The sequence below is a fragment of the Pseudoalteromonas sp. S3776 genome (assembly GCF_005886915.1).
Taxonomy (GTDB): Bacteria; Pseudomonadota; Gammaproteobacteria; order Enterobacterales; family Alteromonadaceae; genus Pseudoalteromonas.
The window spans coordinates 1-23,613 of sequence record NZ_PNCU01000038.1; the positions used below are offsets into that span (position 1 = coordinate 1).

The 23,613-nt window shown below is 41.7% G+C and carries 27 protein-coding genes; 15 read left to right on the forward strand and 12 right to left on the reverse strand.

The window, feature by feature from the left end; translation table 11 throughout:
* Window positions 1–233 precede the first annotated feature (233 nt).
* Window positions 234–470 carry a YgjV family protein gene (locus tag CWC16_RS14205; protein WP_138541987.1) on the forward strand — a complete coding sequence of 79 codons (237 nt, stop codon included), beginning with the start codon at window positions 234–236 and terminating at the stop codon, window positions 468–470.
* Window positions 471–513: 43 nt separating this feature from the next.
* On the opposite strand, the gene CWC16_RS14210 is transcribed toward CWC16_RS14205, so the two are convergent.
* From CWC16_RS14210 to CWC16_RS14235, 6 genes are all read right to left on the reverse strand, one after another.
* Complete coding sequence (locus tag CWC16_RS14210) at window positions 514–1,191, reverse strand: FlgO family outer membrane protein (RefSeq protein ID WP_138541988.1); 678 nt, start codon at window positions 1,189–1,191, stop codon at window positions 514–516.
* 119 nt (window positions 1,192–1,310) lie between these two features.
* A complete protein-coding gene (locus CWC16_RS14215; RefSeq protein ID WP_138541989.1) occupies window positions 1,311–2,966 on the reverse strand; it encodes an amidohydrolase in 1,656 nt (551 codons plus the stop codon).
* Between the two features lie 130 nt (window positions 2,967–3,096).
* A complete protein-coding gene (locus CWC16_RS14220; RefSeq protein ID WP_138541990.1) occupies window positions 3,097–3,333 on the reverse strand; it encodes an EF-hand domain-containing protein in 237 nt (78 codons plus the stop codon).
* Window positions 3,334–3,344: 11 nt separating this feature from the next.
* Entirely contained in the window at window positions 3,345–3,581 is a 237-nt protein-coding gene (locus CWC16_RS14225) for an EF-hand domain-containing protein (RefSeq protein WP_024033183.1), read from the reverse strand.
* 157 nt (window positions 3,582–3,738) lie between these two features.
* Window positions 3,739–3,966 (reverse strand): hypothetical protein, encoded by a 228-nt coding sequence (locus tag CWC16_RS14230; protein ID WP_055017316.1) that lies wholly within the window; start codon window positions 3,964–3,966, stop codon window positions 3,739–3,741.
* Window positions 3,967–3,990: 24 nt separating this feature from the next.
* Complete coding sequence (locus CWC16_RS14235) at window positions 3,991–4,224, reverse strand: EF-hand domain-containing protein (RefSeq protein ID WP_004586103.1); 234 nt, start codon at window positions 4,222–4,224, stop codon at window positions 3,991–3,993.
* A gap of 301 nt (window positions 4,225–4,525) precedes the next feature.
* Between CWC16_RS14235 and CWC16_RS14240 the strand changes: the two genes are divergently transcribed.
* From CWC16_RS14240 to CWC16_RS14255, 4 genes are read left to right on the forward strand one after another with little or no spacing between them, the layout of a single operon-like run.
* Window positions 4,526–5,977 carry a sensor histidine kinase gene (locus CWC16_RS14240; protein WP_138541991.1) on the forward strand — a complete coding sequence of 484 codons (1,452 nt, stop codon included), beginning with the start codon at window positions 4,526–4,528 and terminating at the stop codon, window positions 5,975–5,977.
* A gap of 4 nt (window positions 5,978–5,981) precedes the next feature.
* Window positions 5,982–6,503 (forward strand): hypothetical protein, encoded by a 522-nt coding sequence (locus tag CWC16_RS14245; RefSeq protein ID WP_138541992.1) that lies wholly within the window; start codon window positions 5,982–5,984, stop codon window positions 6,501–6,503.
* A gap of 2 nt (window positions 6,504–6,505) precedes the next feature.
* Complete coding sequence (locus CWC16_RS14250; protein WP_138541993.1) at window positions 6,506–7,855, forward strand: sigma 54-interacting transcriptional regulator; 1,350 nt, start codon at window positions 6,506–6,508, stop codon at window positions 7,853–7,855.
* 20 nt (window positions 7,856–7,875) lie between these two features.
* Entirely contained in the window at window positions 7,876–8,376 is a 501-nt protein-coding gene (locus CWC16_RS14255) for a DUF1543 domain-containing protein (protein WP_138541994.1), read from the forward strand.
* Between the two features lie 8 nt (window positions 8,377–8,384).
* Here the strand turns inward: CWC16_RS14255 and CWC16_RS14260 are convergent, their stop codons facing one another.
* Complete coding sequence (locus tag CWC16_RS14260) at window positions 8,385–8,612, reverse strand: hypothetical protein (protein WP_055017322.1); 228 nt, start codon at window positions 8,610–8,612, stop codon at window positions 8,385–8,387.
* 125 nt (window positions 8,613–8,737) lie between these two features.
* On the opposite strand from CWC16_RS14260, the gene CWC16_RS14265 reads away from it, so the two are divergent.
* Window positions 8,738–9,988, forward strand: a complete 1,251-nt coding sequence (locus CWC16_RS14265; protein WP_138541995.1) for a multifunctional CCA addition/repair protein — start codon at window positions 8,738–8,740, stop codon at window positions 9,986–9,988.
* 8 nt (window positions 9,989–9,996) lie between these two features.
* On the opposite strand, the gene CWC16_RS19895 is transcribed toward CWC16_RS14265, so the two are convergent.
* The 3 genes from CWC16_RS19895 to pdsR form a co-directional block, all read right to left on the reverse strand.
* Window positions 9,997–10,161: a hypothetical protein gene (locus CWC16_RS19895; protein WP_171037665.1), complete on the reverse strand. Its 165-nt coding sequence runs from the start codon at window positions 10,159–10,161 to the stop codon at window positions 9,997–9,999.
* A gap of 141 nt (window positions 10,162–10,302) precedes the next feature.
* Complete coding sequence (gene pdsS, locus CWC16_RS14270) at window positions 10,303–12,438, reverse strand: proteobacterial dedicated sortase system histidine kinase (RefSeq protein ID WP_138541996.1); 2,136 nt, start codon at window positions 12,436–12,438, stop codon at window positions 10,303–10,305.
* Window positions 12,438–13,127: a proteobacterial dedicated sortase system response regulator gene (pdsR, locus tag CWC16_RS14275; RefSeq protein WP_138541997.1), complete on the reverse strand. Its 690-nt coding sequence runs from the start codon at window positions 13,125–13,127 to the stop codon at window positions 12,438–12,440. Before pdsR ends, pdsS begins: the two co-directional genes overlap by 1 nt.
* A gap of 200 nt (window positions 13,128–13,327) precedes the next feature.
* Between pdsR and pdsO the strand changes: the two genes are divergently transcribed.
* The 3 genes from pdsO to CWC16_RS14290 are packed head-to-tail and all read left to right on the forward strand — an operon-like array spanning window position 13,328 to window position 16,705.
* On the forward strand, window positions 13,328–14,059 hold the full coding sequence (pdsO, locus tag CWC16_RS14280; protein WP_138541998.1) for a sortase-associated OmpA-like protein PdsO: 732 nt from the start codon (window positions 13,328–13,330) through the stop codon (window positions 14,057–14,059).
* 46 nt (window positions 14,060–14,105) lie between these two features.
* Window positions 14,106–16,109, forward strand: a complete 2,004-nt coding sequence (locus CWC16_RS14285) for a marine proteobacterial sortase target protein (protein WP_138541999.1) — start codon at window positions 14,106–14,108, stop codon at window positions 16,107–16,109.
* Entirely contained in the window at window positions 16,106–16,705 is a 600-nt protein-coding gene (locus CWC16_RS14290; RefSeq protein WP_138542000.1) for a class GN sortase, read from the forward strand. Before CWC16_RS14285 ends, CWC16_RS14290 begins: the two co-directional genes overlap by 4 nt.
* Here CWC16_RS14290 and CWC16_RS14295 read toward each other — a convergent pair.
* On the reverse strand, window positions 16,594–17,559 hold the full coding sequence (locus CWC16_RS14295; protein ID WP_138542001.1) for a DMT family transporter: 966 nt from the start codon (window positions 17,557–17,559) through the stop codon (window positions 16,594–16,596). The two genes, CWC16_RS14290 and CWC16_RS14295, sit on opposite strands and share 112 nt — an antisense overlap.
* A 116-nt stretch (window positions 17,560–17,675) precedes the next feature.
* On the opposite strand from CWC16_RS14295, the gene proB reads away from it, so the two are divergent.
* The 5 genes from proB (at window position 17,676) to CWC16_RS14320 (ending at window position 22,296) form a co-directional block, all read left to right on the forward strand.
* Window positions 17,676–18,779, forward strand: coding sequence for a glutamate 5-kinase (proB, locus tag CWC16_RS14300; RefSeq protein ID WP_138542002.1), 1,104 nt, complete (start codon window positions 17,676–17,678; stop codon window positions 18,777–18,779).
* A gap of 137 nt (window positions 18,780–18,916) precedes the next feature.
* Window positions 18,917–19,891 carry a GGDEF domain-containing protein gene (locus tag CWC16_RS14305; RefSeq protein ID WP_138542003.1) on the forward strand — a complete coding sequence of 325 codons (975 nt, stop codon included), beginning with the start codon at window positions 18,917–18,919 and terminating at the stop codon, window positions 19,889–19,891.
* A gap of 54 nt (window positions 19,892–19,945) precedes the next feature.
* Window positions 19,946–20,305: a glutathione S-transferase N-terminal domain-containing protein gene (locus CWC16_RS14310; RefSeq protein WP_004586118.1), complete on the forward strand. Its 360-nt coding sequence runs from the start codon at window positions 19,946–19,948 to the stop codon at window positions 20,303–20,305.
* Between the two features lie 45 nt (window positions 20,306–20,350).
* Window positions 20,351–21,835 (forward strand): glutamate--tRNA ligase, encoded by a 1,485-nt coding sequence (gene gltX / locus CWC16_RS14315; RefSeq protein ID WP_138542004.1) that lies wholly within the window; start codon window positions 20,351–20,353, stop codon window positions 21,833–21,835.
* Window positions 21,836–21,996: 161 nt separating this feature from the next.
* Window positions 21,997–22,296 (forward strand): 2OG-Fe(II) oxygenase, encoded by a 300-nt coding sequence (locus tag CWC16_RS14320; protein ID WP_138542005.1) that lies wholly within the window; start codon window positions 21,997–21,999, stop codon window positions 22,294–22,296.
* A gap of 4 nt (window positions 22,297–22,300) precedes the next feature.
* On the opposite strand, the gene CWC16_RS14325 is transcribed toward CWC16_RS14320, so the two are convergent.
* Window positions 22,301–22,693, reverse strand: a complete 393-nt coding sequence (locus tag CWC16_RS14325; RefSeq protein ID WP_138542006.1) for a hypothetical protein — start codon at window positions 22,691–22,693, stop codon at window positions 22,301–22,303.
* 168 nt (window positions 22,694–22,861) lie between these two features.
* Here CWC16_RS14325 and CWC16_RS14330 point away from each other — a divergent pair, with 168 nt between their 5' ends.
* Window positions 22,862–23,563 carry a DUF3581 domain-containing protein gene (locus tag CWC16_RS14330; RefSeq protein ID WP_138542007.1) on the forward strand — a complete coding sequence of 234 codons (702 nt, stop codon included), beginning with the start codon at window positions 22,862–22,864 and terminating at the stop codon, window positions 23,561–23,563.
* Window positions 23,564–23,613: the final 50 nt, after the last annotated feature.

Sequence of the window (23,613 nt, forward strand, 5' to 3'; positions counted from 1 at the left end):
ACCAATGCGCTTAATTATGTGATCTATTTTGAGGTTGGGAAAACGTAGTCTAGCTAGGCAAAAAATTCGCTATTTAGTTGCTCTAAATGAGAATTTTTTAACGCAGGTAGCGACACGTTTAGCCCCGCAAAATGATTGAGTATTATTGCGCATTGGTATTAAACGTTGCAACACTGAGAAGTGCCACAAGTTAGCATTAGTGTAATGCTAACCTAAAGGGTAGGAGAGAACAATTGAGTTGGGAATATTTAGGTTATATTGCATCAGCTTTATTGGTTGCATCGTTAACCATGACCGATGTAGTTAAGTTGCGTTGGTATAATATGTTTGGCTGTATCGTATTTACGGTATATGGTGTGGCTATTGGCGCGGTGCCTGTAGCGCTTACCAATGGTTTATTAGCAGTGGTCAATGTGTATCACCTAATAAAGTTGTACCGAGAGCCGAAAGTAAAAGAAGCCAGAAGTTAAAAATTCAAAAAAGGGTTAACGTTTAAGTTAACCCTTTTTTATTTTAAAGCACTGCGTCTAATAAAAGACCATCAGTTCTGCGTGTTGGGTAGAGTGACTCAACGATAAAACTTGGAATAAAGCCTTTCGCAGATGAAACCACCACTTTAGATTTAGCGCCAATAATACGAGCATTAACAATTACACCGCGATTAGTGTAAGTTAAAGTGCCTGTTAAAGTGTATTCGATATGTGGGTAGCCTTTAATTTCTTTACCGTTGCGACTAAACGAGAAGTCACCTAATGGGGTTACATGCACCGCGCCGGTGTGCTTGTAATCAACCACAGACAAACCAAACTCCTGCATTTCAGTAATAAAGCTTTCAGCTAGATGATTACCAAATATATTAGTGGTTTGTAAATTGTCATCTAAATTCACAAAAGATGTAATTGCAACAGGGGTACCACTGTTGATGTAGTTCATATTTTCAATTAGCTTCATTGCCAATTGTTCTGTGTAGTTACTTAGTAATTTGCTGCTGTTAATAGGGCGGTAGTTGTTTTCAGGGAACTGCCAGTTATTTACACGTGGTTGATGAACGTCTGAATAGCGGCTGTGTGCGTTATGGTGGCCAATATTATTATGAGGTGCGTGGCCATTGTAAACTGGGTGAGTAGAGCATGCACAAAGTGATAAAGTAAAAAGAGTCGATAAAGTAAGAGATATTTTTTTAGATAACATGTTTTCTTCCTGAAACATAAGAGGTTTTTAAATTCCCCCAGTTATCGACATACTTTTTAATTACTTTAGTAAATATTCATAATAAATTCATTTATTTAAAAAAGCGCCTACTTTGTAAGCTATTCTTTTTTAAAACGTAATTCTCCAGCAATCCAAGTCTGTAAAACCTGTGTTTTATAAATCTCATCCACAGGGACTTTAAAGTAATCTTTGTCTACTAAAATAAAGTCTGCCCACTTTGAGTTTTCTAAGCTGCCTATTTTAAACTCTTGGTGCGCTGCATACGCGCCCCCAAGTGTAAATGCTCTTAGGGCTTGTTCGCGGCTAAGCACTTCAGCGGCGCGCCAACCGTTTTCAGGCAACTTATTATGATCCATACGGGTAATAGCAGAATACAAACCATCAAAGGGGTTTGCTAGTTCCACAGGGTAGTCAGAGCCTGCAGCAATCACAGAGTCTTGCTTTAAAAATGTTTGCCATGCATACGCACCTTGTAGCTGTTCATCGGTTAAGCGCTGCTCAGCCATATGCATATCGGAGGTAGCATGCACAGGTTGCATAGATGGAATTATTTTTAGTGCTTTAAAACGTGGTATGTCATCAGGGGTGACAATTTGTGCGTGTTCAATACGGTTTCGCAGTAACATACCGCCCGTTTGCTTAAACACATTTTGATAGGCATCCAGCACCACTTTATTGGCTTTATCACCAATTGCATGGGTATTCGCGCTAAAACCATTTTTAAAACTTAAAGTAAATAATTCTTCCAACTTGGCTTGGGTTTCTAGCATCAGGCCGTGGTGGTTTTTTCTATCTGCGTAGTCATCTATGAGCGCGGCCCCGCGAGAGCCTAATGCGCCATCGGCATACACTTTTACACTGCGAATAGACATAAACGACTCAGCGTCTTGGTAGCGCCCCGCTTTAAGCATGTACTCTAAATCGGGGCTGGCAGCACTGAGCATAGCGACAATTCTTAGTGGTAAATCACCTTGCTCGCTGCGCGCTTTATAAACTTCCCAGGTTGTTTTATCAATACCGGCATCGTGAGTAGAGGTAATACCTAAGCTAAGTAAATGGGCGCCTGCGGCATCTAACGAGTCGCTTATAGCTTGTTTTGAAGGGGCGCTCATATGCTGGGTAATTAACGATTCTGCTTTATCTATAAAAATACCGGTTGGATTACCAAATTCATCTTTAATTATTTCGCCGCCATCAGGCGCTTGAGTGGTTGCGGTAATACCGGCCAGCTCTAAGGCTTTGCTATTAACCCAAATTGCATGGCTGTCAACGCGCGAAAGCACCACTGGGCGGTCATTAACGACCTTATCTAAGTCTTTAGCGGTAGGAAAGCGCGTGTTGCTCCACAGCTCTTGGTTCCAGCCTCGGCCTAATAGCCAACCTTGTTTATTTTTCGCAAATTGTTCTAACTTTGCGGTTATTTCCTCAACCGACTTAGCACCACGCACATCAAGTTGCGATAGATTGTCGCCAAGGCCGATCACATGGCCGTGGGCGTCAATTAGCCCTGGCAGCAACGTATTGCCTTTGGCATCAATGAGTGTGGCATCTGGAAAGGTGTTTTTAAGCGTATCATCGCCAGTTTTTACGACTTTGCCGTTTTTAATTACTAAAGTGGAAAATGTGTGTATACCGCCTTGATACAAAGGCGTATAGCCGTTAGCGTTATAAATAACCTGCGTTTGAGCGATGCTAGTGCAGCTTGCAAATAAACCAGCAAGCAATAGTGGGTTGAAAAGTTTTTTAAGTTGCATAAGTTAGTTATTTTTTATTGTTAGTAAAATAACACTAGCAAACTCACTTTTAGAATACCAATATGTTGAGGTAGATAGCTTAAAAGCGTAAGGGCTGTTAAAAACTTAGCGCTTACGCATATAAAAAGAGTTACTTACTGGCGTATAGGCCATATTCAGAAAGGGTAAGTCTGCCGTCTTTATCTTTATCATAACTTGAAAAACGCGACCATAGAGCGGGGTCAATGGCGGTTTCAGAGCGGGTTAAAAAGCCATCGTGGTTACGGTCAAACTTTTCAAATTTATCGGCAATTTCTGTACTTTGGGCAAGGGTTGCATCGCTAAAAAGGCCCAGCGCAACAAGCGCTAAATAGCTTACGGTCTTCATATTTATACTACTCAGTAAAGGTTATTGGTTAAATAGTCTTTAAACTCAAGAAGCGAGATTTGTTTGTCTTGGTTTTTATCCCAGCGGGTAAAGGTGCTGAGTAGCTGAGGCTGAGGCTCTAACTCGTCTTCAGTTAAAAAGCCGCTTTTATTGGCATCAAGGTGATCAAAACGCTGTTTAACATCTAATGCAACAGCATTAAAACTGATCATGGTAATAGCGATAACGCTAAAAAAAACACACTTCATGGTTTTCCTTCCAACATACAGTGTTTGTAGATTAATAAAAAAAGCACTTGCCATAATTTAACTTCCCAACAATAAATCCGTTTACACATTCCCTCAGGGATTATGGCAAATGCTTTTGAAACCTACTTTACTAGGTAAAAGCTTAAGTAAAACTTAATTATGGTTTAAAGTTTTGAAACTCTTCTTTAGAAATTTTCTTGTCTTCATTTTCATCCAAATCAGCAAATTGCCTCATTACTTCTTTATCTTGCTTTGCTTCTGCAAGTGATACTGCTCCATCCATATCTTTGTCTAAATGAGCAAAGCGAATGTTGACAGAAGAGGCTAAAGCCGTGGCGCTAATGGCTAAAAACATTAATGCAAATGCTGCGATAAGTTGTTTCATAATCATGTTCCTTATTAAATGAATTTACTGAATAAACTTTTTGAATTCACTTAATGACAACTGACCATCTTGGTTAGTGTCTATTTGTGAAAAGTTTTCGTGTAGTACGGCATCTTCACCCGCTTCTGATTCGCTAAGTGTGCCGTTACTGTCTTTATCTAGCTCATTAAATGTAGCTTGAACGTCCATAGCTATTGCATCTGTGCCCATAAACCCAAAAGCCAGCATGGGTAAAATTACTAAAAAGCGGTTGTTCATTTAATTTCCTTATTGATTAAAGTTGCACACACTATTACAAAAATAGTGCCAATTTAAATAAGTGTTTAAAATCAATGGCTTATGGTTTCTATGAAGCGCTTGTCGGAATTTTTTACTTAAATGTGTGTTATTTTTGCAACAGACGGTGCGTACTCTTTGTACTTAACATAGTTATCAATGGGTTAGCATGTTGCTAAATGGCAACAGGTGGATATATTGGGTTAAATATAGAAGTTGATTCAGCGAGAGTATAAGGTAAGTGACTAAAATAGGGCGCTTAAAATAATAAAAGGAAATGATAATGCCTGTAACGTTGGCTAAAAAGTATCGTGCAATGCTCAATTGGCGGCCTAACTTAATAGGTCAGTTTATTATTAGCATGCTGCTGTCGTTACTGCCACTTAGTTTAGTGGTGATTGTTTTTTTAAATGCGTTAAACAAACAGCTCGCTGTTACCCAGCTTATTGTCAGTAATAATTACCAAGTTACTAAGTCGTTCAATTTTTTAAAGCAAGAGTTAAATAGCCTAGAGCGAGCTACTCGCCAAAATTGGGTTTTAAAAAGCGAGTCGCTCGACACGCTAATAAACGAAAAATGGCAATCCTCCTTACAAACAATCGACACGCTCAGCCAAAAAAGTACCTCTGGGCAATACACTATGCAATGGCGCCGCTTAGCAGCAACCTTACGAAGTACTCATCAAGCGCTAATTGAAAACAACCAACAAGATGCAGCATTGTTTGTGCCTATTAGCGATTTGGTAGCTGAGCTTACAGTGTGGTTGCGTGATACAAATGCGGCGCAAATTCAAAATAATCAAAATGAGCTAAGCACTTTGCAAAGCTCGTTTATTAACTGGTTAGTGGCGCTTATTCCGCTTACTTTACTGGTGGGCGGGGGCTTTTTGTGGCGCATAAGCAAACGTTTAAAAGGGCTTACCTCGGTAATAGGTAAACTAGGGCAAGGCCACTGGCAGCAAAAAATAGCGGTGCAAGGTTCCAGTGAGCTGGTGGAGTTGGGCGAAAAACTACAATGGGTGCAAGAGCAGCTACATATGCTCGAGCAACAAAAAGATACCTTTTTACGTCATGTAACCCATGAGCTTAAAACGCCGTTGGCTTCAATGGTCGAGGGCACTGATTTACTTCGTGATGAAATAGTGGGGCCCATTACAAAAGAGCAGCAAGCTGTGCTTGAGCTTATTAGCCAATCTATGGTGCGCCTGCGCACTATGATTGACAGCTTACTTAGTTATAACGCTATCAGAACCAGTAAAGACAGTGTTAGCGAGGTCGAATTTGGTAATTTAATAAATAAAATAAACAGCCATTTTGAGCACCGTTTAACGGCTAAGCAGCAACGTCTAAATTGGCACAACAGCATAATAAAACAGCCCCTTGCATTACCCGCAGAGCTAATAGAAATGACCCTTATTCAGCTCATTTCTAATGCGTTAAAGTTTTCAAATACAGGGCAAAGCGTTGATGTAACCTTAGCGCTTGAGCAAAAGCGACTAACAATACAAGTGCGCGATGAAGGTTGTGGTATTAAAGAGCAAGAAAAAACCCAAATATTCAGCGCATTTTACCAAGGTAAGCATAATAAAGATGTTACGCTGCAAGGCAGTGGCCTAGGTTTAACCATAGTAAAAGAGTCGGTTGAGCAGTTACAAGGTCAGCTCAGTGTTGAGCATAACCAACCCAAAGGCTGCTTATTTACAATAAAAATACCTTTAATTAATCAAGGAGTTTAATAGCATGCGTACGCGTTTAATAGCTATTTTATGTGTGCTCAGTAGTGCGGTTATTTTAGCTGGGTGTGCAACAAATAACACACAAACAGCAGCTGTGTCACAGGAGGTTGCGCCTGCAAAAAATGCGGTGCCAAATCCTAAAAAGCGTCCTAAAAGTGACCCCGTTTACCCCAGCGCAGCACGTGTTATTGCATGGCATGCTAATCAATGTGGTGGTTTTAAAGTAAAACCAAGCCTGCACACTTATTTAGGTGAGAAAGAGCTAAAACGCTTTTTTAAATACATGTGTATTAACACTTCAAGCGCACCCAAAGAGGTAATGGCACGCTTGCAAAAACTCGATTTAGCCTACTTTTGGCCAGAGCCTATTAAACAATATTTATGGCTTCAAAAGCAGCATGTTACGCGGCAAATAAATGCGCTAAAAGAGCAGCAGGCGTTAAATGACAAAATGCAGCAAACGTTATCGTCTTTAGCCACCATAGAGCAACAGTTATTACTACGCGAAGACACGAAGGAGCAGTAATCATGACAACACACACACCACAAGGTGCAAAAGTATTACTAGTTGATGATGATGCAAGTTTACTTAAATTACTCGCACTAAGAATAGAGTCTAAAGGGTATGAAGTAACTACCTGTGAAAGCGGCATACTTGCATTGCAAGTTCTTAAAAGCCACGTGTTTGATGCAGTTATAACTGACCTGCGTATGGACGAAATGGACGGCATGGCCTTACATCGCCAATTACAAAGCCGCTACCCAGCGCTGCCAGTTATAATGATGACAGCGCATGGCTCTATACCCGATGCGGTGGAGGCGACAAAACAAGGTATTTTTGCGTTTATTACAAAACCGGTAGATAAAGACGAGCTTTTTGACAGCCTAGCCAAAGCCATTGAAATACATGGCGTAAACGCAGAAGAATCGCCCCAAAAAAGTAATATAGTCACGCGCAGTGGCGCTATGTTGCACCTCCTTGAACAAGTAAAGTTACTGGGGCCAACCCAAGTAAATGTGCTTATTTCTGGCGCCAGCGGCACAGGTAAGGAGCTGCTGGCTCAGGCGATTCATCAACACAGCCATGTAAGCGAAGGGCCTTTTGTGGCTATTAACTGTGGCGCAGTGCCTGGGGAGCTTTTAGAGTCAGAATTATTTGGCCATAAAAAAGGCGCATTTACAGGGGCGGTGAAAGATCACCAAGGTTTGTTTCAGCAAGCGCAAGGCGGCACCTTATTTTTAGATGAAATTGGCGATATGCCGCTTAACTTACAGGTTAAGTTACTGCGTGTACTACAAGAAAAAACCATACGCCCGGTGGGCTTTCAAGAAGAAATTCCTATTGATGTGCGTATTGTATCGGCCACGCATAAAAATTTACCCGATGCGATTAGCAATCAACAATTTAGGGAAGATTTATACTACCGACTAAATGTTGTTAATTTAAAATTGCCGCCGCTGTGTGAGCGCCGCGAAGATATAAGCTTGCTTGCCCAACACTTTAGCGCAAGTATTGCTAAACGTATGAACCAAAAAGAAAAGCGCTTTGCAAACGATGCCATGCATGCACTGGTACGTTACGACTGGCCTGGGAATATTCGCCAGTTACAAAATGTTGTAGAGCAAGTGGTCGCATTAAGCGCCAGCGAGGTAATTTCTGCGCACTTAGTGTTAAACGCACTTAATTCAAACGAAGCCAGTGCAGAGCCGCTTTCTTTAAACGATGCCAAAAAAGAGTTTGAGCGCGATTATGTAATAAACACCCTTAAAATGGCCGGTGGTAACGTAGCCGAAGGCGCAAAACTTGCCAAACGTAATCGTTCGGATTTTTATAAATTAATAAAAAAACACAATATTGATGTCGATAATTTAGTGTAATTTAAAAGTAAGGTAATTAAATGCAGTTATTTATGGTGTATTTAGGCGGGCGAATTCAAGGCTGCCACATAGAAATGCACGATATTCGCTTTGTTGTAGGTCAAAGCATTGAGCAAACCTACTCAAAACTAAAAAGCCAATGGGTGGGCGATAAAAACAATGTGCATATGGACAGCTACATGGCAGTTAACCATATCGACGGTTATAAAGTAGAAGTCGTTGATACTTACGTTGAGCAAAATAAGCAGTTGTATTTTGTTAATTTAGGCGCTTACAGAAGCGACTCTATGGCAGAGCAACACGACTTTGCCTTGTATGTTGCCGGTAGCCCAGCAGAGGCCAAGCAGCGCGCTAAAAGCGATTTGCTTGCAGGCCTTAGCCATATTCATAAAGATGATTTACATGATGTAGATGACTGCTTTGCTATAGATTTACTCGACAGCCAATTAAATATCAAGCTTACGCCAAGTGGGCATGCTCAGCCAATAAAGCCTGATTGGTTTGGGTATTATATTCTTTAACAGTAAAATTAAGAGTCTTGCTCGCTTTGCTCATTGGCTTCGCTTTTAGCTGCCATTTTAAATGCCACAATAACTAGGGTAAACATCGCAAAGGGCAGCGCTGCCAACATGTATTCAACCATGTTGCTATCTTGAAAGTTAGCCTGTAGTAAAAAGTGTCCCGCCACGCACATTACAATAACCACAAGTAATATAGGCAGTAGCATAAGTTCTTTTTTTGATGAATGATTTTTCATTGAGTATAAGGCTGCGGCTTTAAATAAAGCGCTATTGTAATGAGCTTACTTAAGCTTGGCAAACAATGGCTATTTTAATGGTATGATCGATATCAAATAACCACCCAGTGTGATTAGGATAAACAGTGAAACACAACCTTAAGCAAGTTTACCTTGTTGGTGGCGCGGTACGCGACCAGCTCCTTAATATAGCATCAAAAGATAACGATTATGTTGTTATAGGCGAAACACCCCAAACTATGGAGTCGCTTGGTTTTGTGCCTATAGGAAGTGATTTTCCGGTTTATTTACACCCAAAAACAAAAGAAGAATACGCCTTGGGCCGCACTGAGCGAAAAAGTGGTAAAGGCTATACCGGCTTTGTGGTAGACGCCAGTCCTCATGTTACGCTCGAGGAAGACCTTGCAAGGCGCGATTTAACTATAAACTCAATGGCGCTCGATGAAAACGGCACCGTTATTGACCCTTTTAATGGCCAAAGCGATTTACACAATAAAATATTGCGCCATACCACAGAGGCCTTTGTAGAAGACCCTGTAAGGGTATTACGCATAGCGCGTTTTTTGGCGCGTTACGGAAGTGAGTGGCGTATTCACCCAAGTACGTATGCACTAATGCGCGAGCTTAAAAACAAAGGTGAGCTTAATCATTTAGTGCCCGAACGCGTATGGCTTGAAACCGAAAAAGCACTGGGTGAAAAACACCCAGAACTGTATTTTCAAGCACTGCATGGTTTAGGTATTTTCCCTGAAATAGAGCAAATGGACGGTGTACCGCAACCTGCCAATCACCACCCCGAAGGCGATGTGCTTGTTCATACTATGTTGGTGCTTAGGCGCGCTGCCGATTTAAACTTTAATTTAGAAACACGGTTTGCGGCACTCACTCATGATTTTGGCAAGGCACTGAGCTATAAAAAACGCGGTAATTTACGCGGCCATGAGCGCGAAGGGGTAGCCGTAGTAGAAAAGTTTTGTGAGCGTTTAAAAGTGCCTAACCGCTTTCGCGATATTGGCGTACTCACCAGCGATAATCACACCTTATGCCATACGCTTGAGCAATTAAGGCCACAAACGATTCATAAATTAATTGTCACTAATTTTAATGCTTTAGTGCACCCTGAGCGGTTTATTTCGTTTACCCAGGCATGCCAGTGTGATGCGCAAGGGCGCGGAGAAGCGCTCGTAGATAAGCCCTATCCGCAAGGAGCTAAGCTGCGTGCAATTTTTAATGAATTACAAAAATTGGATAAAAAGCAGGTAGTGCAAACTGCACTAAAAAATGGCAAAAAAGGCCCAGAAATAGGCGAAGAGGTAAAGCTGGCAGAAATAAACTGCATCAAAGCGTTTTTACAACACGAGCAAGCAACGCAATAGGCAATACCCTAGCTGAGGTATTCAGACACGCCTTCGTTTTTAACTTGTTCTGGCTGTCGTAAGTTTTTATATGTAGAGGTGACAGGCTCTGAAGGTAAGCTAGGTGCTTGCTCTTGGGGCCTGTATAAATCAAAAATAAATTCGATCTCTTCACGCTCAAGTGGGTTGTTCATGATCTATTCTCCTTAATTAGCGCTCAGGGTATGGCTGTTCGACTGAATTAAAAGTGAATAGTTACATTTTAAGTTGTAGTAAATTGTAATCACTGTGCAAAAAATAAGGGCGACTCAGCAGGGCGCTACTTTATGCACAGCCTAGTTTTGTAAAGGCAGGGTTACTTTAAATACCACGCCATTACCGCACTCGTTATTTTGCGCAGTGACACTGCCTTTATGGTAATCACATACTAGCCTTACAATATAAAGCCCTAACCCTAAATGTGGTTGTTGCTGCATTTGCTGACTACGCACCGACACCATAGAATCAAAAATATGCTCAGTTAGCCCTTCAGGCAGTACGGGGCCTGTATTACTCACTGTTAATATTGCTTTATTTTCGCTCTGCTTAAGGCCTACATTAATAGCTGTATTGGCTTCACTAAATTCCAGCGCATTATTAATAAGCTTATCAAGTAGCTGAGCTATAAATTCGGGAGCTCCTTGCATAGGTAAAGGGTTTTGGCATACATCAAGCTCAAATAATTGTTCAGGGTAAGTAAGCTGATAGCCTTGCATGCAGCCATTAATGACTTTTTGTAAATCAAACGGCTCGCTCTCGTTGCTTTGAATACTTTGCTCAAGGCGTGTGGCTTCGCTCATGGTGGTTATTATTTTACCTAAGCGCTCAACCCCTTCACTGGCGCGCTCTAAGTATTTTTGGCTTAGCTCGTTTTGTGGCAGGCTTTGTAAGTTTTCAAGTGATGAGCGCACCACAGCCACTGGCGTGCGCAGTTCGTGCGATAACCGCGATGACATATTTTCTAAATAGTTAGTGTACCCACCTAATCGGCCAACAATATTGGCAAAGCTTCGTGAAAGGTCGCCAATTTCATCGTTTGAGTCGCTGTAATTAATACTGCCGGTAATGCGCCCTTGGGCGTCAATGGCTTGCTCTGCGGTATCACGCAGTCGTCTAATACGGCTCGAAATACGCGAGGCAAAAAAGAACAGCGTCACGGTGCCAATTAGCATCACCGCTAAAATAACGTTAAAGAGCTTTTCGAGCGATTTATTACGCAGTGTGCGTACACCGTTAGTGGTTTCCTCAGCGATGACTGCGCCAATGACTTTGTCGTCAATCCAAATAGGGTAAGCCGCCGATAAAATAACGGCTTTCCTGTCGGGGGTTAACCGCCAAGACGACGCTGGTTGCCCTTTGAGAGCTTTAGCTAAATGCGTACCTTGCATTGAAGCGACATCGTGTAGGGTATCTAAAAACTCGTTTTCGGGGCGAGTTAAAATTTTATAATAAAGTGGGTGTAAATACGTTTGCTCAAAGCGCTGCCAAGCATTTTTAGGCGGCTGGTTTTTGAGCCCGTCGGCCCATACGCCATCGGCATTTTGAATTGTGCCCGACTGCGCTAATACGCGATGATGGTTATCAACCACCCAAATACGGCTGCCGCTGTGGCCCATACCTTTTAAAATTCGATTAATTTCGGGTGAGGGCACCAATACCGAGCCTAAATCGCTGGGGTTATTTAAATTAGAAGTCGACATTGTTTTAGAATCAAACGGCGCTTTTTTTGTGTCGATATCGACCACGGCAAAGCCTAGCTTGTTACCCAGCATATTAATGGGGAAGCGCAGCTCTACGTTATATCCCGATTCAGTGCGCATAAAATAGCCCTGAATTTTTGTAAACGGTGTTTTGGTAGTCGCATTAAATGCATTTACCCAGCCATCTTGGCGTGGGGCAATAATGTACGTATTAAAATCGCCGCTTGGGTTTTTTAGGCCAATTATTAAATGGTCGTTATTCGTAATGCTTAAACTATTTTTAGCACGGTATACAAGATGATCGTCAGTTACTTTAAACACAGCATATAAATAGCTATCAAACTTGCCAACCATATGATCAAACGATAAATCCTCAGCTTTATGCTTCTTGCCTGCTTTTTGTAAATAACGTTTATCGTAATGCCAAAAGAGTGGTTGATAGCTTTGCCAGTCGCTCAGCTTGCCATCAAGTTGAATGGCGTTTTTAAGATTGTACGCATATAAGTCGCGCCCTTTTACTACCTGGTCTAAAAAATTGGTTTGCTCATCAAACAGTGCTGGGCGCTCATGCAGGGCGGTGGCGAGCGCCCGTGTGGTGCCTACGAGGGTTTTTTCTTGGCCTTGGCGTAAAAATTTTTCCATTTCCCACACGTACTCGTAACCAAGCCACGGCAGTAAAAACAAAAAGCACGACAGAAGTATAAATTTACTGCGTAGGCCAAAACGTAACATTAGCGTTGCTCCCACCTGTAGCCCATACCGTACACGGTATCTATGCAGTCAAAGTGGCTATCAAGTGCCATAAACTTTTTACGAATGCGTTTTACATGTGAGGTGATAGTACTGTCGTCTACGTAAATTTTTGCATCGCTCATTAAATCGTTGCGGCTTTTAACATGGCCTGGGCGCTGCGCAAGGGAGTGCAGCATCCAAAATTCGGTCACCGTTAAATCAACCAATTGCTGCTGCCAAAATACCTGCATGCGCTGGGTGTCGAGTTTAAGCGGGCCGCGTGTAATTAATGCATTGGCATCGGCGGGTTGTTCAAGCGCTTCCATGCGTCTAAATAGCGCGCCTATTCTCGCAGCCAAGTGGGCTAAGCTAATATCTTTTGTTAGGTAGTCATCGGCGCCCATACGCAGGCCACACACGGTATCTATTTCGCTATCGCGTGCAGTTAAAAAAATAATAGGCAGTGTTTTAGAAAGCGTACGCAAAGTTTGGCAAAGTAAAAAACCGCCGTCAATTTCGTGGCCTAAACCAATATCAACAATGGCTAAATCAGGTAGGGCGTCTTTAAATGCGCTCTCTGCGCTGACGCGATCAGCAAAACCACTTACTTGATAACCTTGAGCGCTAAGCATTTCAATATAGTTTTCGCGGATGGCGGTTTCATCTTCAATGATGGCTATTTTTTTCATTCTACTCACCCTTATTTATTTTAAAACGCACTATATCGAAGTTTTTCAGCTATGTACGGTTAAAAAGGCAATTGCCATTTTTTTGCCACAATTGCTCAGTACTTTGCCATTTTTGCTCCCCTTTGTTGCCACTTGCAGTTGTTTTAATACAACCATCAAAACAAAACATCACAAATTAAAACAAGTTTAAGGATTACATCATGAAGAAGACATTAATCGCATTAACGCTAGTAGCCAGTGTGTGTACACCTGCATTTGCGTCAGCCGCTAACACCCCTTCTAAAGAAGCACACAAAGAAACCGCCATTGGCTTAGGTACAGGCGCCATTATTGGTGGTGTCGTTGGTGGGCCAATTGGTGCCTTTATTGGCGCATTTGCCGGAGGCTTAATTGGTGATTCAAAAGTGGCCGATGACAAAATAGCCCAGCAACAGCGCGCGATTACGCTGATGCAGGAAAAAACCAGCGACTACATGCACGTGCTTAATCACAACAATAAGCTTGAGCAACAGTTAGATGTACTCACTAATCAAAATGAGCAGCTAACACAATCGCAAATAAATAACTTACTTGCCATGACAGTACAATTTAAAACAGGCTCAAGTGTTATTGCCCCGCACTTTGCTGCCCAGTTAGACCAGCTTGTGGTGCTGTTAAAAAACCAGCCGCAACTAGCGTTAGATTTAAGTGGTTTTGCCGATCAGCGCGGTGATGAGCAAGCGAATCTTTTATTGTCTAAAAAACGTGTAAACGCAGTGCAAAGTTACCTTATAAAGCACGGTATTAGCCATACACGTTTAAGTGCGCAGGCCTTTGGTGAGCAGCATACATTAGCAAATAGCAACACAGTTGAAGATAACTTTTTTGATAGACGCGTAACACTGACTACTCGCTCAATAAACCCGGTAAATGGCCAAACGGCAAGTAACTAAAGCCATTTTTATTTGAGTAAAGTTAAGCGTTCGATGGAGTGATTTTATGTTGAGTAACCCAACCAAAATGCTTACTAAAGTAAGCATTTTTATTTTCTTAGTGAGTGTGCTTCTGGTTAGTTTTAATAGTCAGGCACAGTCGCCCAAGCTTGAACTTTTTGACAGTGGCGGTGCGCCTGTAGCGCCAGCCATTATTTTAAAAAGTGACGCAAACATGACTTTAACCGGCCTAATAAACCATGTGGTCGTTAAGCAAACTTATCAAAACGATAATCCATTTGCGGTAAATGCGCGTTATGTGTTTCCGCTGCCTGATGAAAGCGCCGTTCATGCAATGACGATGCGCATAGGTGAGCGGGTCATTAAAGGTCAAATAGATAAAAAAGTGGAGGCCGAAAAAAAATACCAAGCGGCAAAAAAGGCTGGCAAGCAAGCCGCGCTTGTACGCCAGCAGCGCGCGAATATGTTTATTACTAATGTGGCAAATATAGGCCCTGGCGAGCAGGTTATTGTTGAGCTTGAGTATCAAGAAATTATTAATTACAGCAGTGGTACATTTGCGGTTCGTTTTCCTACAACTATTACGCCGCGCTATCATGCAATTAGCGGTGAAGTTGGACAAAGTAACACCGACAAAACCGTATTAAATCAGGCACCAAGCGGCTGGTTAAACCCTGTTTACAACATACAAAGCTCAGAGCAAAGCCAAGAGGATGTACCCGATAGCAAATTTAGCTTAAATATAGACATAGACGTAGGGCTGGAGCTGGTAGAAATAAATTCTAAATTTCATAACGTAGACATTCATAACCCAGCATTTGGTCAATATACGGTTGCTTTAAATGAGCAAAAAGCCATAAATCGCGATTTTGTGCTGGAGTTTAAACCGCTACAAAAAGAAAGCGCTCAGGCGGCATTTTTTACTCAGCAGTTTGAAAATGGCGACCGATACGGACTTGCTATGCTAATGCCACCAGCTGATCACTTTACGCAAACGCAGCGCCTACCACGTGAAATGGTGTTTGTTGTAGATACCTCAGGCTCTATGCACGGGCAATCTATGGAGCAAGCTAAAAAGGCGCTGTTTTATGCGCTTTCTTTACTCGATAGCGACGACAGCTTTAACATTATTGGCTTTGATAACGTGGTTACCCCCATGAGCGATAAACCCCTCATTGCCAGCGATTTTAATTTGCGCCGCGCTGAGCGCTTTATTTATAACTTAGAGGCGGATGGCGGCACCGAAATACAAGGTGCCCTTGATGCTGTCCTTGATGGTAGCAGTTTTGAAGGCTTTGTACGCCAAGTGGTATTTTTAACGGATGGCAGTGTAAGTAATGAAGACGCCTTATTTAATAATATTCAGCGTAAATTGGGCGACAGCCGTTTATTTACTGTCGGTATTGGTAGTGCACCTAATAGCTTTTTTATGCGCCGCGCTGCAGATATAGGCAAAGGATCGTTTACGTTTATCGGTAGCACACATGAAGTGCAGCCTAAAATGCAGCAGTTATTTGATAAGCTTGCTCACCCAGCTATCACTAATTTAGCACTAAGCGATGAAAGTGGTATTAGTTTAGATTTTTGGCCTTCCCCCTTGCCCGATTTATATTTTGGCGAGCCAATAATGGTGGCTATAAAGCTAAACGATACGAGTCGAATTACGCTTAATGGGCAAACCGCTCAAGGCCCCTTGAATATAAAACTAAGCGCACAAAATAGCGCAAACGCAAAAGGGATTGATAAGCTGTGGGCGCGCCAAAAAATTAAATCGTTGCTTTTGTATAATGACCGGCAGACAGTTAAAAATGAGGTGCAAGGGCTTGCGCTCACGCATCAATTACTTAGCCCATTTACGGCCTTTATAGCTATTGAACACACTCAAATTAACGAGCCTGCAAAGCAAACTGCACTAGCTAAAAACGCAGTGCCACAAGGGCTAGCTATGCGATTACCGCAAACCGATGGACAGAGCCGACTTTACATCCTGCTGGGCTGTATTTTGTTAGCCGGGTTCGGCGCGGTAAAATTAACTCGGGCATTTAAATGAATAAGTGGCTAAGTGCAGGCTTATTAATCGCCGGGCTGGGGTTGTTTTCTCATGGTGCTTATATGCAAGCTAAGGCATGGCTTGCACAAGTATTAATAGAGCAGGCCTGGCAAGAGGCCCTTATTACGCCAAACGCTCGCGTTAAACCGTGGTTTTACGCCGATACCTTTGTTACAGCGCAGCTTAGCTGGCCTAAGTACAGTAAAACGCTTAGCGTTTTAGCTGGGGCAAGTGGTCGTAATTTAGCATTTGCACCAAGCCACTTTTTGCCGGGGGCAAAGCTTGGCGATGCACAAGGCGGTGCGTTAATAGCGGGTCACAACGACACTCACTTTGCATTTTTACAACACACCAAAGTGGGTGAAACGTTTACGCTGCAGTTGCAAAATGGCGTAATTCAGCATTATAAAGTGAAGGGGGTTGAGGTTATTCATCAATCCCAACAGGCGTTTTTACAAACGCCTGGGCTTTACTTATTAACCTGTTACCCTTTTGACTCGTTGGCATCGGGCACTGATTTAAGATGGCTTGTATCGGCTGAGTTGATGGGGTCATCACCAGCTTCGTTAAGCGGTATGTCGACCACCAGCTCTTGATGACGCTGGCTTATCATTACACCAACAAACACGATAAATATACTCACCCATTGCCAAAAATCGAGCACTTCACCCAAAATGATGGCTGATAAAATAAGCGTGAAAATAGGAATTAAATTTGAGTAAGCCGCAGCAGTTAACACTGATACTTTGCCAATTGCATAGTTATACATGCCATAGCCACCGAGGGTGACGCACGAGCCTAAATACAAAATGCTCATAAGGGCGGCTAGGTCATGCTGGTTTTCGCTTGGTAAGTCGATAAAAAACAAAAACGGTGCAAAAAACACACTACCACTTATGCCTTGTAAAGCAATGAGCGTTAACGGCGAGTAACGATTGGCCAAGTGCTTAATGCTAATGGTGTAAAACGCCGCGCATACCATGGCCATAAGTTCTAAAAAGTTACCCAATAATGGATTAGGGGCTTGATCAGTATTGGGTGAAAGCAAAGTAAGTAAAATACTGCCGCCAATACATAAGGTAAACCCAATCACAATGGCTTTACTGATATACTCTTTAAGCATAAAAAACGCCATCAATGCCACAATAATAGGCAAGCACGAAACAATAACTCCCGCCTGAGAGGCCGAGGTGTATTCCATTGCGTGGCCTTCAAACAAAAAGTACAAGCAAGGCTCAGCCAGCGACATACCTAATAAGTACTTCCAATCGCCTTTTAAATACTCAAACCGAATTACATAGCGCCATAAACAAAGCGATAAAACTAAGGTGGTTAACATGCGTAAGAATATAACTAATGCAGGGTCGTAAACGGCAATAGCATACTTAAGCGCAATAAAGGAGCTGCCCCATAAAAAGGTAGCAATAATTAGGCATAAACTAGCTGGCATAAATGAAATTTTATCAAATTAAATTAACGCTGATCCTAGCATGAATAATTTTAACTTGTTCAAAAATACCGAGCTGGTATAAGTTTATTTATCTTTAATTTTAATAGTAAATAATAATGCGTAGGGAACAGGTAATTGTTGTTAAGCTTGGCACAAGTGTACTAACAGGCGGCACCGATAAATTAGACAAAGCCCATATGGTTGAGCTGGTTCGCCAATGTAGCGAACTAAAAAAGCAAGGCCACCAAGTTATATTAGTATCAAGTGGCGCGGTTGCTGCGGGGCGCGAACAACTAATTAAACCCTGTGGCCGCGGCCTAATAGATAAGCAAATGTTGGCAGCCGTTGGGCAAGGCCAGCTTATACATATTTGGCAAAGCTTATTTACCTTGTATGGTATTAACGTAGGGCAAATGTTACTTACCCGTGCCGACGTAGATGACCGCGAACGCTATTTAAATGCGCGCGACACTTTAAATGCGTTATTAAGCCACGATGTGGTGCCTATTATTAATGAGAACGATGCAGTAGCAACTAGCGAGATAAAAGTAGGTGATAATGATAATTTATCGGCGCTTGTGGCTATTTTAGCTAATGCCAACAAGCTATTACTACTTACCGACCAAGAAGGTTTATTTACCAGCGATCCGCGAACCAATACGGATGCAAAACTAATTGATGAAGTAACCCATATAAACGATGAATTACGCCAACTGGCTGGTGGTAGCGGTACAAATTTAGGCACCGGCGGTATGGCCACAAAACTACAAGCCGCCGACGTAGCAAGGCGCGCAGGGGTTGAAGTTATTATTGCAAAAGGCGCTGGCAATAATGTTATTTTAAAATGTATGAGCGAGCAATTACCCGGTACGCGGTTTTTAAAGCTTACTGCACCAAAAGATGGCCGTAAAAAGTGGCTAATGGCTGGGCCTAAAAGTACCGGCCAAATTATGATTGATGCAGGCGCTATTGTTGCACTACAAAACAAAGGGGCAAGCCTATTAGCCAAAGGCATAACCAATGCGTTTGGCCGTTTTGAGCGTGGCGACTTAATCGATTTAATAGACGCCAATAACCATGTTATTGCACGAGGGTTAACGCGCTTTAACCAAGTTGAAGTAAATAAAATTAAAGGTGCTCACTCAGAGCAAATAGGCGAGCTACTCGACTTTGATAGTGGTGCTGTGGTGCTACACAGAGACGACTTAGTTTTACTTTAGTTTTTTATAGTGCTTAGTAAAACAAACTTTAATCCACATAGGTGAATGCGCCCTAATTCAAAAGTATTGGTTAATTATTTAGCAAAGTTGATAGTTTTGTCTAAACTGATTGAAGTTAAAACAGTTTAGGTAAACTAATGAAGGCAAACAATTGCGGGCACGAATGGATAATCAATCTAACTCAGCAAGAAGAAGAAAGTGATTTAGATGCATCATTAGTACAGATTATTGGCGACCTGCTCGAAGTTGAAAATTTTGCTATTTATATTAATAAACACTTTAGTGCGCAATTACCGCCTACGCTTATAAACACCGACACTCGCCTTGAAGTATTAGAGTCTAACGAAGCGTTAGCGCTGCTTAATAAAGTGACCCAAAACAAAATAAGAGTAAGCCGTGCCTTAGGTGTAGTAACAACGTATGTGCCAATGTATTACTTTGGAAAAGTAATTGGCATATTACTAATAGAAACCACAACAGAGTTAGCGCAAACCACCACAATGCTCGCCGTGCATATTTTAAATATTTATGCCAATCAGCTAGGGCTACTGCATAAATCGCGTTTAGACCCCTTAACCGAGCTTTTAAATAGACAAACCTTTGATAAAAAAGTGATCGAAATTGTCTCAGGCAAAGGCTTTTTATTACCCCGTGATGATACAAACGAAAAGCGACGATGGTATTTAGCCATTGCAGATATCGATCACTTTAAACGCGTAAACGACAATTACGGCCATGTCATAGGGGATGAGGTTATTTTACTTGTGGCGCGCCTGCTGAAAAATAACTTTAGGTTAGAAGACTACGTATTTAGGTATGGTGGCGAGGAGTTTGCGGTACTATTTCAAACCAAAACTGAGGCACAAGCGCATATAGCACTTAACCGTTTGCGCTCAAATATTGCTGAGTACCCCTTTCCGCAAGTTGGGCAGCTTACAATTAGCATTGGCTTTTTAGAGCTGGCAAGTATTGATACTGTATCTAGCATAGTGCACCAAGCCGACATGGCGCTGTATCATTCTAAAAATAGCGGCCGTAATAAAGTGACTGCTTATAGCGAGCTTGAGGTAAATGAAGAAGTGACCACCGATAATAGTATTGAGCTTTTTTGATTGTAAATTTGTGCTAAAATCTGGCTCCTTAAATTGTTGTAGGCAGGCACAAACATGAAATTCGTTCGTTGGTTTTTAGGTTGTATAATTTTATTCTTTAATTTTGTATTTACTCCTCGCAGTAAAAAGCGTGCAAGCGATGTGCAAGCACAGCTTGATCAGCAAACCTCACAATTTAAACTTTATCAATTTAAAGCATGCCCGTTTTGCGTAAAAGTACGCCGTGCAATTAAGCGCGAAGGCTTAAAAATAGAAACGCGTGATGCAAAAAACAATCAACAATTTCGTCAAGAGCTGTTAGAGCAAGGCGGCAAAATTAAAGTGCCATGCCTACGTATAGAAAAAAATGGCCAAGTAGAGTGGCTGTACGAATCTAACGATATTATTGCTTACTTAAACAAAGTAGCGGCTTAAACGACCCCCTTAATTTTTATCTCACTTATTAAAAGAGACATTATCATGACAATCCGTACTCGTGTTGCCCCATCTCCAACAGGTGACCCGCATCTTGGCACCGCTTATATTGCGTTATTTAACTACTGTTTTGCTAAACAACAAGGCGGCGAGTTTGTACTTCGTATTGAAGATACAGACCAGGTTCGTAGCACGCCAGAGTCAGAACAAGCGATTATGGATAGCCTGCGTTGGTTAGGTCTTGAGTGGGATCATGGCCCTGATGTAGGCGGCGAATTTGGCCCTTACCGTCAATCTGAGCGTAGCGATTTATACAAAAAATACGCGCACCAATTAGTTGAGCAAGGTAAAGCGTTTTATTGTTTTGCAACCAGCGAAGAGCTTGACCAAATGCGCGAAGAGCAAATGGCACAAGGTCTGCGCCCTAAATACGACGGTCGTGGTTTAAACCTCACAGAAGATGAAATTAAAGCAAACTTAGCTGCTGGTAAGCCTTATGTTATACGCATGAAAATACCTAGCGAAGGCACCTTTAAGTTTAACGACTACCTACGCGATGAAATTGAAATCCCGTGGGAAAACGTAGACATGCAAGTGCTATTAAAAGCCGATGGTTTCCCTACGTACTTTTTAGCAAACGTAGTGGATGACCACCACATGCAAATAAGCCATATTTTCCGTGGCGAAGAGTGGATTAACTCAGCACCTAAACTATTAAAACTTTACCAAGATTTAGGTTGGGAAGCCCCCGTATTAGGCCACTTACCATTATTACGTAATCCAGATAAATCAAAGCTTTCTAAGCGTAAAAACCCAACGTCTATTAATTACTATAAAGAAATGGGTTACCTACCAGAAGCCGTGCTTAACTATTTAGGCCGTATGGGTTGGTCAATGCCAGATGAGCGTGAAAAATTCACTCTAAATGAGATGATTGAACACTTCGACATGAAGCGTGTATCACTTGGCGGCCCAGTATTTGATGTGGAAAAATTAAGCTGGTTAAACGGCATGTGGATCCGCGAAAACCTAACAGATGAAGAACTTGTACAGCGCTTTGTTGATTGGAAGTTTAATGGCGAAATGCTAGCTAAAGTATTACCAGAGGCTAAAACGCGCATTAATACGCTTTCGGATATGGTTGACTTAGCAGGCCACTTTGTAGGCGGCATTCCAACTTACGACCCAGCACTGTTAACAGCGGGCAAAGCTGACGAAAACGTAATACGCCAAGCGCTACAGTTTTTTGTATGGCAGCTTGAAGGTTTACGTAGTTTTGATAAGCCAGCTATATTTGCCATTGCAAAAGAAGTTGCTACATTCCACGAGCTTAAAATTAAAGACTTTTTAGAGCCAATATTTGTAGCAATCACGGGTAAAACATCGTCTACCTCAGTGCTTGATGCAATGGAAATTTTAGGCTCAGACTTATCACGTGCGCGTTTACGTGTTGCACTTGCTCATTTAGGTATTTCTAAAAAGCAGGCTAAAAATATTGAGCGTGCGTACCGCACATACCCAAATGCATAATCTTTAGTTATACTTTATAAAAAGCCGAGCTTATTAATTAAGCTCGGCTTTTTTGTTTCAGGCTGTTTGGCTATATGTCATCGCGTTTTGATATTGTTTAGCGCAAGCAGTGGCGCTTTAGCAAATGCTACAATGCTGCATGTAAATTAAAAGGAGGCAGCATGATTGCACCTGTAAAAAACAAAGCTTTATTTAGCAGTAATGCCTTTTCAATAAACCTAGTTACTTACCCTACAAACCACAGCGTAATGAACCATATAGACCCCGTGCAGCAAGGGCGTTACTACAAACTTAATTTTGTACTCGTAAAACCCAAAGCGGGTGGGGTTTTTAAATGCTCAAAATGCATTATTAATTGGTTTAACCGCGTGTATCTATTTAGGCCCGACAAGTACGAGCACAGCGTTTCTAAAATTGAGTCAGGAAAGCGCGTACTACTTAGTTTTGCGCTTAATATATAATTTATTAATAGTCGTAGGCCTGTCCGCTGCATAAAACAGACAGGTCACAATACGATACAGATATTTCGCGACAAGAATTTATAGTAAAGGCGTTAGCACCTCTGCGCATTGCATCAGCTTTAAGTAAATCTATAGACTCTGATTTAGAGCGATTATAGCTTATACTACTGTTGCCTCTACCATCTCCACTGCAGCTTTTGCCTTCAATTCGGCCTAAAAGTGTGGCGCCACTTTCGTGTGCTTCTTGGTCGCTATAAAACTGTTGTAAATCTCGTTTTTTAACGTACGTACCAATTTCCTCAGATAAAACATCGTTATCTATATCGGTATGAAAAGTCACGTTTGAGCATCCAGTTAAAGCAGTGAATACGCTTATTGCTGCAAAAACACGTAACATAATAATTAGTCCCTTATTTAAGTTTGGTACCTAAATTACTAACTAAAACAGGTATGTGCAATATTTACCCTTAAGTTAATTGTATGAATTTGTAAGTGATTCGACCTCTCTTTAAATTTTTTCTGGTAGTATGGGCAGGTTATAAGCAGTTTAAGCAGTGAACAATCTATGTTAAGTCCTTACTTTCAGCAGCATGCTGACTATGTTTCTATCTCTCGTGAGCAAGGGTGTCGTTTCGCAAAGTGCGTTGCCGATGATTACAACCCACTTCATGATAAAGATGCCAAAAAGTTTTGCGCGCCAGGAGACTTACTTTTTTCTTTAGTATTAGACCGCTACGGTATAAGTGAGCGAATGGAATTTACCTTTGCCGGTATGGTTGACGAAAACACTAAACTTAATTTCCCACAAGGGGCTGATGAGTTTGATGTAACCAATGGCGACAAAGTAATTTTAAAGGTAAAACGCGAAGGCCAAACCAGCAAGTGCCCAACACTTACAAATAGCTTAATAAAAAACTATGTTGAATTTTCTGGTGCTGCATTTCCGCATGTAATTATTCCGCTAATGGGCAAGCAAGATGTAATGATTAACCCAGCGCGCCCTATGGTTATTTACGAGTCGATGATCATTAATCTTGATAACATTGATATTCAAGCGCCAACGCTTGAGTTTGCTGAGCCAAGTTTTGAGTACACAGGTAAGCGCGGCAAAATTACCTTGCGCTTTGACCTATTAGAAAACGGCGAAAAAGTCGGTTTTGGTGAAAAACACATGGTAGTGTCGGGTATTCGTGAATACTGCCAAGCAACGGTTGATGACTTAATCGCGTTTTATAATGAGCGAAAAGCCACCTTAAAACCGGCTTAAAGTTTATTTTAAATAAAGGCGCTATTTATAGCGCCTTTTTTATTACTAAA

What these genes read in the sequence shown, in the direction of transcription:
- CWC16_RS14320 (WP_138542005.1), top strand. Translation starts at nt 21,997, where the DNA reads ATGATTGCACCTGTAAAAAACAAAGCTTTATTTAGCAGTAATGCCTTT.
- CWC16_RS14230 (WP_055017316.1), bottom strand. Translation starts at nt 3,966, where the DNA reads ATGAAACAACTTATCGCAGCATTTGCATTAATGTTTTTAGCCATTAGC.
- CWC16_RS19895 (WP_171037665.1), bottom strand. Translation starts at nt 10,161, where the DNA reads ATGAACAACCCACTTGAGCGTGAAGAGATCGAATTTATTTTTGATTTA.
- CWC16_RS14240 (WP_138541991.1), top strand. Translation starts at nt 4,526, where the DNA reads ATGCCTGTAACGTTGGCTAAAAAGTATCGTGCAATGCTCAATTGGCGG.
- CWC16_RS14225 (WP_024033183.1), bottom strand. Translation starts at nt 3,581, where the DNA reads ATGAAGTGTGTTTTTTTTAGCGTTATCGCTATTACCATGATCAGTTTT.
- CWC16_RS14325 (WP_138542006.1), bottom strand. Translation starts at nt 22,693, where the DNA reads ATGTTACGTGTTTTTGCAGCAATAAGCGTATTCACTGCTTTAACTGGA.
- pdsO (WP_138541998.1), top strand. Translation starts at nt 13,328, where the DNA reads ATGAAGAAGACATTAATCGCATTAACGCTAGTAGCCAGTGTGTGTACA.
- CWC16_RS14210 (WP_138541988.1), bottom strand. Translation starts at nt 1,191, where the DNA reads ATGTTATCTAAAAAAATATCTCTTACTTTATCGACTCTTTTTACTTTA.
- CWC16_RS14330 (WP_138542007.1), top strand. Translation starts at nt 22,862, where the DNA reads ATGTTAAGTCCTTACTTTCAGCAGCATGCTGACTATGTTTCTATCTCT.
- CWC16_RS14305 (WP_138542003.1), top strand. Translation starts at nt 18,917, where the DNA reads ATGAAGGCAAACAATTGCGGGCACGAATGGATAATCAATCTAACTCAG.
- CWC16_RS14310 (WP_004586118.1), top strand. Translation starts at nt 19,946, where the DNA reads ATGAAATTCGTTCGTTGGTTTTTAGGTTGTATAATTTTATTCTTTAAT.
- CWC16_RS14245 (WP_138541992.1), top strand. Translation starts at nt 5,982, where the DNA reads ATGCGTACGCGTTTAATAGCTATTTTATGTGTGCTCAGTAGTGCGGTT.
- CWC16_RS14250 (WP_138541993.1), top strand. Translation starts at nt 6,506, where the DNA reads ATGACAACACACACACCACAAGGTGCAAAAGTATTACTAGTTGATGAT.
- gltX (WP_138542004.1), top strand. Translation starts at nt 20,351, where the DNA reads ATGACAATCCGTACTCGTGTTGCCCCATCTCCAACAGGTGACCCGCAT.
- CWC16_RS14285 (WP_138541999.1), top strand. Translation starts at nt 14,106, where the DNA reads ATGTTGAGTAACCCAACCAAAATGCTTACTAAAGTAAGCATTTTTATT.
- CWC16_RS14235 (WP_004586103.1), bottom strand. Translation starts at nt 4,224, where the DNA reads ATGAACAACCGCTTTTTAGTAATTTTACCCATGCTGGCTTTTGGGTTT.
- CWC16_RS14295 (WP_138542001.1), bottom strand. Translation starts at nt 17,559, where the DNA reads ATGCCAGCTAGTTTATGCCTAATTATTGCTACCTTTTTATGGGGCAGC.
- CWC16_RS14215 (WP_138541989.1), bottom strand. Translation starts at nt 2,966, where the DNA reads ATGCAACTTAAAAAACTTTTCAACCCACTATTGCTTGCTGGTTTATTT.
- pdsS (WP_138541996.1), bottom strand. Translation starts at nt 12,438, where the DNA reads ATGTTACGTTTTGGCCTACGCAGTAAATTTATACTTCTGTCGTGCTTT.
- pdsR (WP_138541997.1), bottom strand. Translation starts at nt 13,127, where the DNA reads ATGAAAAAAATAGCCATCATTGAAGATGAAACCGCCATCCGCGAAAAC.
- CWC16_RS14260 (WP_055017322.1), bottom strand. Translation starts at nt 8,612, where the DNA reads ATGAAAAATCATTCATCAAAAAAAGAACTTATGCTACTGCCTATATTA.
- proB (WP_138542002.1), top strand. Translation starts at nt 17,676, where the DNA reads ATGCGTAGGGAACAGGTAATTGTTGTTAAGCTTGGCACAAGTGTACTA.
- CWC16_RS14220 (WP_138541990.1), bottom strand. Translation starts at nt 3,333, where the DNA reads ATGAAGACCGTAAGCTATTTAGCGCTTGTTGCGCTGGGCCTTTTTAGC.
- CWC16_RS14290 (WP_138542000.1), top strand. Translation starts at nt 16,106, where the DNA reads ATGAATAAGTGGCTAAGTGCAGGCTTATTAATCGCCGGGCTGGGGTTG.
- CWC16_RS14255 (WP_138541994.1), top strand. Translation starts at nt 7,876, where the DNA reads ATGCAGTTATTTATGGTGTATTTAGGCGGGCGAATTCAAGGCTGCCAC.